General features: G+C 39.7%; 6 protein-coding genes. All 6 read right to left on the reverse strand.

The genetic code is table 11. The features are described from left to right. Positions 1 to 17: 17 nt before the first annotated feature. The 6 genes from OCV82_RS05595 to OCV82_RS05620 all read right to left on the reverse strand — a co-directional run bounded on the left by OCV82_RS05595 (position 18) and on the right by OCV82_RS05620 (position 12133). Positions 18 to 1958 (reverse strand): glycoside hydrolase family 97 protein, encoded by a 1941-nt coding sequence (locus tag OCV82_RS05595; protein ID WP_154043536.1) that lies wholly within the window; start codon positions 1956 to 1958, stop codon positions 18 to 20. Between the two features lie 226 nt (positions 1959 to 2184). Continuing rightward, positions 2185 to 4080, reverse strand: a complete 1896-nt coding sequence (locus tag OCV82_RS05600; RefSeq protein WP_154043537.1) for an arabinan endo-1,5-alpha-L-arabinosidase — start codon at positions 4078 to 4080, stop codon at positions 2185 to 2187. A gap of 75 nt (positions 4081 to 4155) precedes the next feature. Further along, positions 4156 to 5919, reverse strand: a complete 1764-nt coding sequence (locus OCV82_RS05605) for a hypothetical protein (protein ID WP_154043538.1) — start codon at positions 5917 to 5919, stop codon at positions 4156 to 4158. A 49-nt stretch (positions 5920 to 5968) separates the two neighbouring features. Then, positions 5969 to 7720 carry a RagB/SusD family nutrient uptake outer membrane protein gene (locus OCV82_RS05610; protein WP_154043539.1) on the reverse strand — a complete coding sequence of 584 codons (1752 nt, stop codon included), beginning with the start codon at positions 7718 to 7720 and terminating at the stop codon, positions 5969 to 5971. A gap of 36 nt (positions 7721 to 7756) precedes the next feature. Then, positions 7757 to 10966: a SusC/RagA family TonB-linked outer membrane protein gene (locus OCV82_RS05615; RefSeq protein WP_154043540.1), complete on the reverse strand. Its 3210-nt coding sequence runs from the start codon at positions 10964 to 10966 to the stop codon at positions 7757 to 7759. Between the two features lie 168 nt (positions 10967 to 11134). Continuing rightward, positions 11135 to 12133 carry an arabinan endo-1,5-alpha-L-arabinosidase gene (locus OCV82_RS05620; RefSeq protein WP_154043541.1) on the reverse strand — a complete coding sequence of 333 codons (999 nt, stop codon included), beginning with the start codon at positions 12131 to 12133 and terminating at the stop codon, positions 11135 to 11137. Positions 12134 to 12146: the final 13 nt, after the last annotated feature.

The raw sequence follows: 12146 nt of genomic DNA on the forward strand, positions 1-12146 counted from the left end.
CAATATAATACACTGTATTACTTCACAATAACCACTCCGCCTTCAGGCTGCAACACTACTGAAACCGACGATGATTTCTTTATCTTTAGTGTTTCTTTCTGAGGTTCACGCTTTTTGTTGTCATAATAATATGTACATTCGTCACCATCAGACAGCATAGGAAGGTTCAGCTCAAGTTTTAAAGGTTCTTTCAGCGCACTTACTCCGGCAATATACCAGTGTCCGTTATGTCGGCGCGCCAAGACGCAATACTTTCCGGGATAGCCGTCAATAAACCTTGTCTCGTCCCATGTAGTAGGAACTTCTTTCATAAACTCTATCATTGACGACGGAGCATCGTAAAGATTATTCGGAGTTATGGCAAAATTCTGTATCGGATTCTGGAAGAGTACTGCTGTGGCAATCTGGAACACATCAGTAGTACGTCGTATCATTCCTCCATCATTTGTCCTGTTAAGTCTCTTATTCAGAATTGTACCTCCAAACTCCATGCTTCCCACGGTGTTACGGATGAACGGATGAAGAGTTGCATTAAATGCCTCCATATCATCGGCATGCTGACTGAAAATCAGATTCTCTGAAGCAAGTACGGCCTCACTTCCCACATAGTTAGGATACATACGTTCCCATCCGCGAGGAATTGTACATCCATGGAATATTATCATAAGACCATGATCGTTGGCATCACTCAGAATATCCTCGTAAAGTCCCAACATCTGTTGCTTGTCACTACCGAAAAAATCCACCTTCAAACCTTTCACTCCACATTCCTGAAGCCATTTCATCTCACGCTTACGGTCAATCGAATTACTCATGCACTGCTTTGCACACTGAGGAGCATCATTCCAATATCCGTTGGAGTTATACCATACAAACACTCCCACACCTTTACTCTTGGCATATTTGAAAAGTTCCTCCATACGCTCACGGCCAATGTTAGTTTCCCATCCGCCGTCTATCAATGTAAATTCATATCCCATTTCAGCAGCCAAATCAATGTATTTTATCTGATCCTCATAATTGATACTTGGGTCCTGCCATACTATCCAGCTCCATGTGGAACGTCCGAATTTATATTCTTGTGATGGTTCATACAACGGTTCGACAACATCAAAAGGTACTGTAGTTTCAACTATAGGCTTCAGATTGTCACCAACAGTAATTGTACGCCATGGAGTTTCACCAGGCAAAGCCAAACCTGGAGTGGAAGATCCCAATCCGTTAAGTTCACCCTCATTTGGAAAAGCAATAGTATATAATCCATCCTCAGTAGCTTCACTGATATGCGAAGCACAATACTTACTTCTTACACCAGTTTCAGAAATCAATGCCCAACTGTCTCCAATATGGAAAAGACACGGGAAAGTATATCCTTCGCCATACTGTGAAGTTGTAGAAATAGGAGCATCTGCCTTATATTCCTCTTCATAACTAGGCTTGGTTCTCTTCCAACCTACCATTGGATCGCTCTGAGGACAAATAAATGTCGTTGTATTCTCCGGAAAATCGAAACCTGTAGCCTCCGACTTCATCACAATGGAAGCTGTTTCGCCGTACTGCGGTATCTCATAACGGAAAGCAATATCATTGTTGCTCACTCTGAATAATACATCAAAAGGCTTCTTGTCAACATTAGAGAATTTCACTTTTAGTTCATTAGCATTATAATTTATGACTGAACTCTTAATTCTATCTTGGGTATATGTCTTTTTTATTGTAGACAATGTATGTTCCACGTAAGAGATATCAGTACTAAAATTACCGATATTAGTAACAAAGCCCAAAGGAGAATCCTCTAAAATAGTCATATCTTTATAAGTTACAGAATAAACAGGCTTACCCTTTTTTACGGATATTTCAACTTTAAGATTACCATCAGGTCCTTTCACTGTAGCCTGCTGAGCTGATAAGATAGAAAAAGTAAGTGCAAACGCACAAAATAAAAGATGTTTGTTCATAAGTATTTAAATAGTTATTAATATCAGTACAAAGATAAAAATAGCAATAATAAATTGTACTAATCACACTTATTGAAATAATACATTTTAATCTTTTATTATGTAAATTAATTTTTTATTGTATTTAATGGGAATGTTATATAACCCGAAAACATAAACAATCTATATCCATTGATCTTCTGTATAAATAAGAAACAATTACCTTACAAACACATTTATTAAACACCTATTGAACCTTTTTACCCCAATAAGTCTTATTATTACCATATCCGGCATATACTATGGTATGTGTTCGCGGCGATGCCTCCCAATCTGTTTCACGCTGCAAATAAAGTTTTATACCATTGTCGAGCTCAAGGATATTATTATCACTGTTGAACTTCCATGCTACTCCTTTCCAACTTCCTGAAGACACTTTATGATCGGCAGAAAGGGTAATTATTGAAGAAGTCCTTTGATTTCCATACGAATATGACAAATCGATGTGCTCCCAGTTTCCTACAAGCTCACTCTCGTTAATCGCAACCTGCGGTACGGCTCCATATCGTTCAGGCATAACCAAAGGCCATCCATCTTCGGTCCATCTGATGCTTCTTACATGTCCCATCATGATGGCATTGCTGTACGCATTGCCTCCTACATTTGCCGGGAAACGGCCTTGTGAAGCAAAATACCAGTTGTCGTTTCCATCGTCAAAAACACAACAGTGGGAAATACCAACCCAGCCATAACTTCCATTAAACTTATAAGGATGAGTTACAACAGGAAGAATATCACCACCGGCATTAGTAATATCAGTACCATCTATTCCCAAATAAGGTCCCTCAATATCGGCAGCCCTGGCTACACGGGTATTGTACGGCACATCCAATGCGTCGTAAGCCATGAATAAATAATAATATCCGTCATGATAAACTATCTCCGGACCCTCTGAAGCCTGCCAACGGTTACCCATCTGACGTGTGGCAATAAGCTTACCATAAGCTGCTATATCATCATTTGTTCCCCAAGGTTTCGGCAGCTCTGCTTTTACTTTTCCTGTCTCTCCATCAAGTTCCACCAATGCAATACCGCTATGCCAAGAGCCATAAATCAGATAATGTTTTCCATCATTATCAATAATATAACTAGGATCAATAGCATTCCACTTGTAATAACAATTACCCCAATCGTTAGCCGGAACTTTGAAGTTCAACCCTTTATCAGAAGCGTTCGTGATGACATAACCTTTATCTACCCATCCGTCGTTATTTGCAGGATTCTCATTTTCCATCAAACCGATGAAAGCCCGTTCGCTCCATGTTCCGGCACCATCAATGTATCCGGGACATACTATGGAATAATACATACGATATAATCCATCTCTCACTTTTCTGACGCAAGGTGCCCAGTAACCAAAATCAGAGACTGCCGGTGTTACTTCGCTCAGTCCCATTTCAGCACGTATCTCATTAAGCTTTGGAATAACCCAGTCCGGCAGGTTCTGCATTGTGCCGCCAAGATACTCCCAGTCCACCAGATTCTTTGAACGGCGTCCATGGAAATGTCCTCCGGCTGTATGTGCATTACCATACGAGGCATCGGTCTGGTACATATAATAATACCCATCTTCGGCAAGTACTACAGTGGGGTCGTGCACATTACTCAAATTCCACTGACCACGTTTTGACCAATCTGCAATACTGACATAATTGTCTTCATAAGATGGTGCTATATAATTGTCCAGCTGTTCGTCAATACTTTGTTTTTCTGTAGTTACAGCAAGTACATCAGAATATGTGTAACGGCTATCAGCATAAATATAGGCACAAACATAATATGTAGTATTACCTATTAAACCGGAAACAGTAGCACTAAAGCTATCATCAGCATCTACCACGTTATCATTAATGTTTGGAGTCTGATTATTAACACTATAACAAAAGCCTTTCTTAACGACCGCATCCGAATTGCCGGAGACAGAAGATGATACAGTGAATGATGTTCCTGAAACTGACAGGACTTCAGGCTTAGTCACTATAATATCACTGCCGCTATCGTACTCTATGTCATTTTTATCACTACAAGCGGTCAGAACGAATAGAAACCCTATAAATGTCCAAATAAATGATATTTTTTTCATTCAGTTATTTTTTTAATCCATGCCTTGCCATATTAATTAAAAAATGGGAAGACATGGATTGGAATTAAATCAAAGTTAATCTACATCAAAAACAAGATGACTGCCGTCTACCGTCAATGCAAAATTCAAATCACTTGGATCGACTGTATTTATTCCCAAATAATATTGGGTAGAAGTTGTTCCTGTTGTTCCCTGCATAATAGCCTGTACATCGGCAGTGCCATTACCACAGTTGGTTACATAGACTGTTACTTCCGCTCCGTCCATACCGGCAAGCCAAGTAGCCCAATCACCTTGAGTACCGGCTGCACGGCAAGCCGCATAACCATTGCCCCATCCGTAGTTATCGGCACGAACCACTCCATATTCATTCAATGCCGCTCCGCGAAGTACGACAACAAAGTTATTCCAGTTGCCTGCCATGCTGCTATAGTTTGTAAATGAGATTGACTTGGTTTCACCTACAGGGACATTGAACTCATCGGAGAAAGCGCCCCAGAATGCAGTTGAATTGTCTTCAGCTCCAACTATGGCTATGCTATTGTTCACTTCAGACACTGCTGATTCGGCAACAGTAACATTTACTTGAGCTGTCACTCCATCCTCGGCAGATATTGTAACAGTTTGTGTGCCTTCTATGGCAGGAACAGTAGAGAAACTAAGTATAGAATTATCAACAGGTTTTGATGTTCCATTAACATAAGTAGCAGTGACAACCATACCTGTCGGGTCAAAAGCCAATGTTCTGTCTGTCAGTGCTTCTGTGGCAGCAGAAGTATAAACGTAATATGTATTACGTGTAGGCTGTGTTGTAACTTCTATAGAAACTATTTTCTCTACAACTTCGAATGTGGCATTTGCCATTACCGGCTGATTACAGTTCTCTCCCTTAAAAGTCTTGTTGTAAACAGCTACAAGTATTTTTTCGCCTGGAGTATCCATATCCGGAATGGCTGAAAAGCTCAAATCGGCAGCAGTAACAGTCTTGGTCACACCTTCTTCGAAAGAAACTATTGCAGTAACATCTGCCATAGCATCTTCAAGAGTGGTTCCTACATTGACCCTTTCAGGTACATTCTGCAGTTCCATAGATATAGGATTCTTATCTTCCGCAGAAGTATATCCGCCAATAGGTTCAATATTAGACTGCAGGAAATCGATATAAGAACCTTCAGGAACAAGGAAGCAACGTATGTTGGTATTACTTGGATCTGCATTCAGGTTTTCAAGTGCATAAGGCTGTTTATATGACTTGGTAACCACTCCGTTTGTCATCGTAACAGTGAATGCCTCGGCATTGGTTCTATCGACTGTCAATGTAACCTTTCCACCTAATTTATCGACACCGGCATCAGTATCTGTCTCAAAAGTAAGTGTACTTTCTACGTATGAACGGTCAATATAATCGCCCCACTCTGAATTGCCCGAAGGCTGATTATCGAAACGTATTGCCCCGTACTCCTTATAATCCTCAGCACCACGGTCGGCATCGGAGCATATTATCAAAGCAAAATTCTTATATGTGTTAGTAGCACTAGGATTAATATGCAGATTGAAAACCCCATTCCATTTCTCACCATCCGGAACTACATAGTATTTTGAAAATGCTACCCACCATCCACTGGAAAAATCAGCATTCCCAATTGTATAAACATCTTCTTCCATACCTTCAAGAACCTCTTCTGTTCCCTTATTGGCATTTGCTATAGAATCGACTTTCTCTGAAACCCAATCTGGTGCGTTAACTTCGTATATTTCACCACCTTCGCAACCGGTCAATGCAAGAAAGCCCAAAGCCATTGAACCGCATACGGATAATATTTTATTGAAATGTCTCATTTTATTTAATATAAAAAAAGTAATTAACTAAAGCCTTCCTATTCTTAAACTACTTGCTTAAATCCACTACCGGACGTACAGTCCATCCTTTTTCCTGGAAATAAACAGAGTTATCTGAACTTAAGTTTGCAGAGTTTCCTTCCAAGTTAGGGTTCTTATTCATAAGACTCTGTACAATAGGCAAGAATTCGTGTCCCGGCAAATAGGTATCGAATGAACACTTCAACTCTGAATCGCTTGAAATATCACTGTAGCTGACCGGATCTTTAACATTCACTGTAGAACGACGGAATGTGCCGTGTTCTTTAAGCTGGTTCAGACGACCTTCGTCATAGAAGAATCCCCAACGAATCAAATCAAACCCACGGCCGAACTCACAACCGAATTCTTTTGGACGCTCTACATTTGCTATCTGTTCGAACAGCTTGTCGGCTGTATTGAAATCCGAAAGTTTCAAGTCAGGTAAATCCGCACGATTACGTACCTCGTTTATCCAGTCTATTGCCTGCTGAGTAGGACCGTTTACTTCATTCTCACATTCGGCTGCACGCAACAGTACATCAGAATAACGCATCAGACGCAAATTGATACCACATTTCAATCCTGTGATAACAGAATTATACAGTCCGGTACGAAGATTGGTATTCTTGGCTATAGGCAGACCGCCATAATTGTTATTAGTCACAATATTATCTGTAGGTGAGAGTACATTTGTATAAGCGACATTTCCATATTCAAATCCCTCCCAATCCGATTCGTAAGTTCCAATTGTCCAATATAGACGAGGGTCTAAAGTACCATTTTTAGTACGTTCGCTTTTAAACAAGTTATATAGCCATGGTGAAGCCGAGATATCTGCCCAACCACCATACATGCCAGGACCAAAGTTACTTTCAATGGCATGACCTTGTGTAGCGTTAGGACTGGTATTTACAGGTGTCCATTCATCATCTGTACCCTGCGAACCAAAATCAAGGAACTGAACCTCGAAAAGACTCTCATCATTATTTTCATAGGCTGAACCTTCACGGAAGTTATCGCCATAATTGTCCATCAGTCTGTAAGTACCGTACTTCTTGCCGATAATATCTTTAAGTACAGTCAAAGCTTCGCTGAACTTATGGCGTACCATAAGAGTACGTGCATAGTATCCTGCAGCCGCACCGCAAGTGGCACGTCCTCCTGCCCATTCGCCACCTTCATCGCGCGAAGGCAATAGTTCCATTGCTTCTTTGAAATCTTTCTCTACATGGTCAAGCACAGCGTCATAAGTACTGTTGGCTCCATAAAGTCCATCCAAAGAAGAATAGCTGTCGTAATCTGTGATAAGTGGCGGATTCTGGTAATAGCCTACAAGATTATAATATGACAAGCCACGCAAGAAAAGAACCTGTCCCTTGATACGTCTCATTTTTTCCGAGAGCTGACTATTATCATCACCACAGCGCGAAATGGCGAAATTGCATACATTAATAGTATAATACCATTCTCTCCAAGGCCACCAGGTAATGTCGGAAGTAACTTCAGCATTCAAATCGTCAAACGGCAAATACCAAACCTGAGATGAATTCCAGGCCTCATCTCCACGGCACACATCTATAGTATAACCAACACGGGCATAAGAGCCTTCCATACGTATATGGTTGTAAGCAGCGATAACACTCTCTTCCAAATCATCGGCATTAAATCCGAAAGTACTTGATGTCTGTTGGTTAGGATTTACCAAATCCAATCTGTCGATACAAGAAGACAGAGTTCCTAATCCTAGAATGAGAGCAAGTGAATATTTATATAGTTTCATACGATATTTTTTTAGTATTTATATACTTAATTTCTATTAGAATGTGAAATGAACACCACACATAAATGTACGTGCAGTAGGGAAAGAACAGAAATTATAACCCGGAGTAAATGTACCACCAGCATAATCCACATTATATCCTTTATAGCCTGTGAATGTATAAAGATTCTGTCCTGAAACATACAAACGTACATCAGATATATACTTACCAAACCACCTATCAGGGAAATTGTAACCAAGCTCAACATTGGCTATCTTCCAATAAGCCGCATTCTGGATTTTACGTGAGCTGAACAAATCATTCCAAGCCAAGCTAGCACTATTTGTAACATACGTGCGAGGGACATCTGAAAGATATGTAGAACCATCTTCGCTGAAACGATTGGCATCAAGCATAGTAACATCCTTATTACCCCATCCGTAGCAAGAGTTCAATGAATTGTAAATATCATCACTGACATGATAATTAAGCGCACCGAAAGTGGCGATGCTCAAATCAAATCCTTTATACTCGAAACGTGCATTAAGACCAAAATTAACTTTAGGCAAACCACTGCCAAGCACTGTCTGGTCGTATGAGTCAACTTTACCGTCAGGTGTACCGTCCGGACCACTGATATCCTTATATAAACAATCACCTATCTGAGCTCCTTCCTGAACCGCATGATTGTCAAGATCTGCTTGTGTACGTGCTATTCCTTCATAAACCCAACCATAGAACTGACCGATTTCCTCGCCTACATTAGTGATATAAGAACCTGTGATATAGGAATCTGTTCCAAATCCCAATGAAGTTACGCGGTTTTTCAGTGTACTGAGATTGGCAGACACTTCATATTTGAAAGGGTTATCATGATTACGATAAGTAGCAGAGAACTCAAAACCAGAGTTTTCCATTGACGCCGCATTCATTGTTACTGTAGTATTTGAAACACCTGCCTGTTCAGGAACAGGAACTGCATAAAGCAAATCTTCACTGGTATTCTTATACCATTCAGCAGTAAATTCCAAACGATTGCGGAAGAATGCAAGGTCAACACCAACATTATAAGTTTTTTTCTTCTCCCAAGCCAAATTATTATCAACAAAAGTAGAGATAGCAGAACCGGTTATTGGAGAATTATTAAAGTTATATGTCATATTATTCCGTGACATTACCGCCTGATACATGTACTCACCGATATTTTCGTTACCAAGCTCTCCATAGCTACCACGAACTTTAAACATGTTTACTACATCTTCATTGAACGGAAAGAAGTTTTCCTTATCAAAACGCCAACCCAAAGATACAGAAGGGAATGTTCCCCAACGAATATTCTTTGACAAACGAGAGCTGGCATCTCTACGTACTGTAGCAGAGAACAAATATCTGTCGTCATAGTTGTAATTGACACGACCTATATAAGACAAGATTGCATGCTTATATTCAAAACTCTCAGAATAAGTATCTGCTGCATTCTGGAGTTGCAGGAAATATGGTTCAGTAAAGTTAATACCCCAACCTGTAAGCAAGTCTGTATTTTCCTCCTGATATGTCTGACCTGCCACTATATTAATATGATGTTTACCTATTGTTCCGTCGTAAGTAAGAATGTTTTCAATAAGAGCATCCGAATAATCGCGTGACCCCTTAGTCAAACGTTCATTACTCTTGGCAAGATAAACACGATTACTCTGCACCCATGCAGGAATCCATGTAAAATCTTTACAATGAGTCTTACTGTATGACAGATTTATCTTATAATTCAATTTATGGTTTTTACTTTCAACACCAATCATCTTAAGCAAATCCACATCTGCTGATCCTGTACCTACAAAACGGTCAACCCGAGTATTACGCTTCAACAAATTATTGATCAACAAAGGATTTGATGCTGATATATCTCCATGAACTGTATCATAATAAACTCCATAACCATAAGCGTCATAATTGAAACCATTTGCTATTCCCACAACATCATCAAGTACCCATGTCGATTCGTCGTATGCTTTTATAGTAGGCTGCATTAATAAAGTTCCACGCAAAACGTTAGTAACATCGCCATACAATCCCTGAACATATTCAGATGCATTAGACAAGCCCATATTATCCTGATCAGAATGAGAATAAACAAAACTGGTCTGGAACTTTACGAATTTAGTATCCATAGAATTATTTACACGTGCCGTAAAACGCTCATAATTAGGGCCTGCTCCTTCAAGCGTTCCTTGCTGGCTAAAATAGTCCAATGAAACATTATAGGTACTGCGTGAACTACCTCCTGAAAGGTTTACATTATGATTCTGACGAATACCGGTTTTGAAGACTTCATCAAACCAGTCTGTATTTGTATCATCCTGGAAACGGTATTTACCTGTGGTGCTATCAAGATTATATCCTCCAGGCAAAGGAGTATTTGAATTCAAACAAGCCTGACCAAGGTATTGACTGTATTGGTCAGCATTCATCACATCATAAACACCTTTTGATATATTATCAACACCAAAATATCCATTATAATCAACTTTCAACGGCTGATCTTTCTGACCACGTTTGGTAGTAATAATAACTACACCATTAGCTGCACGTGATCCGTATATGGCTGCAGCCGAAGCATCTTTCAGCACCTGGATAGTCTCAATATCATTTGAAGAAAAATCACGGATAGAAGTTCCCATAGGAACACCGTCTATCACATAAAGAGGCGCAGTACTTCCAAATGATCCAATACCACGGATACGTACTGTAGGGTCGGCACCAGGCTGTCCGTCGGAAGTAATCTGTACGCCCGGGACCTTACCTTCTAGCATGGAAGATATATTAGAATGTGACACCTGCTTCAGAGCTTCTGCATCAACTACAGCAACAGAACCGGTCAAATCAGACTTCTTCTGTGTACCATAACCGACTACAACCACTTGCTCCAAAACCAAATCACTCATCTGTAATTGGATTGGTTCAATAATAGCACGATTACGGACTGCAACTTCACGTTCATTATAACCAACATAACTTACAACAAGGACTGCATTACCGGAAACTTCCAATTCAAAGTTTCCATCTAAATCAGTGGTAGTTCCACCTTGACCATCTTTAATTCTGATAGTAGCGCCTAACAAAGGTTCACCCTGATCATCAATTACCTGACCACGAACTTTGATAGTTGGTGATTGTGCAACTGCAGCCATAGCTGAATGAGGATACATAGCTGTACCACCAAATGCACATAAGCCAAGCATTGCGGAAATAATAAATTGTTTTTTCATTTTTTAAGTATTAAATTTTATTATATATAAATTAGATTATAATAATCCAAAAGCAGAATATATTTTCAGTGTCTCATGTATAGAAATCAAAAGTATATCAAACCACCTCAAAGATATATATACATATAATCATCAAGGTGGACAAACGAACATTATAGGTGGAATAAATTATATTTCAGGCCAGCCATCAGAAGTCCACTTCATTTCACGTAAAAACAACTTGGGCGTACCATTTTCTTTTATTGAATAAGCATGCGAAACAAAATAATATTTGTCTTTAAATTTATATACTGCACAATGACCTATACCAGCATATTTATCATCGCCTTTTACTACTAATGTACCTCCTCCCTGTTCCATTAATCTACCATCACAATCAAGATAAGGTCCATAGACTTCTTTAGAACGTCCTACAACTACCTTATAATTACTGTCCAATCCGCGACAGCAATAATCGAACGACACAAAAAGGTAATAGAAGTCATTATGTTTTATAATAAATGGCGCCTCAACAGCATTATCACCAGCCTCTTCTCCACTGGCTTCCATAGGATTTTTCCGGCGAGAAAGCGAATGCCATTCCTGAGGTTCGTAGACAGTGTTCATGTCATCGGACAAACGCACCATCTTTATTCCATCCCAGAACGAGCCGAAAGCCATCCATGGAGTACCACTATCATCAATTATCAGATTGGGGTCGATTGCATTCCATGCATCACGATTAGGAACAGACTGTATAACAGGACCGTGGTCAACCCATTTGAAATCAGGACTATCCGGATTCAACGTCTTGTTGGTTGCATGTCCTATCGCTGATGTATTTTTCCCAAACGCGGAACAAGAATAAAATAGATGATATAAGCCGTTGTGATAAATTATATCGGGAGCCCATGTATGACCTTTATAACCATCAATCATGTCGACTGCCCATTGTGGAGGATTATCAAAGACTGGCTTTTCAAATTGCCAATCAAGCATTTCCCTGGACGACATTACAGATATTCCATTACCGGTAGAAAAAAGATAATATTTACCATCTTCTACTATCATTACCGGATCATGCGTCATTACATCCTCTACTGGAACCGAGGAATCCTGTCCATACATAAAAGCAGGAATAACAAACGCAGAAAAAGATACAAACAGATTTAATAATTGTGTTTTCATTTTTTATTTCAGG

The sequence above is a fragment of the Bacteroides cellulolyticus genome (assembly GCF_025567135.1).
Classification (GTDB): Bacteria; Bacteroidota; Bacteroidia; order Bacteroidales; family Bacteroidaceae; genus Phocaeicola; species Phocaeicola cellulolyticus.

Bases quoted from the DNA above. Each gene is read 5' to 3' on its own strand.
- OCV82_RS05595 (WP_154043536.1), bottom strand. From the start codon at position 1,958: ATGAACAAACATCTTTTATTTTGTGCGTTTGCACTTACTTTTTCTATC.
- OCV82_RS05600 (WP_154043537.1), bottom strand. From the start codon at position 4,080: ATGAAAAAAATATCATTTATTTGGACATTTATAGGGTTTCTATTCGTT.
- OCV82_RS05605 (WP_154043538.1), bottom strand. From the start codon at position 5,919: ATGAGACATTTCAATAAAATATTATCCGTATGCGGTTCAATGGCTTTG.
- OCV82_RS05610 (WP_154043539.1), bottom strand. From the start codon at position 7,720: ATGAAACTATATAAATATTCACTTGCTCTCATTCTAGGATTAGGAACT.
- OCV82_RS05615 (WP_154043540.1), bottom strand. From the start codon at position 10,966: ATGAAAAAACAATTTATTATTTCCGCAATGCTTGGCTTATGTGCATTT.
- OCV82_RS05620 (WP_154043541.1), bottom strand. From the start codon at position 12,133: ATGAAAACACAATTATTAAATCTGTTTGTATCTTTTTCTGCGTTTGTT.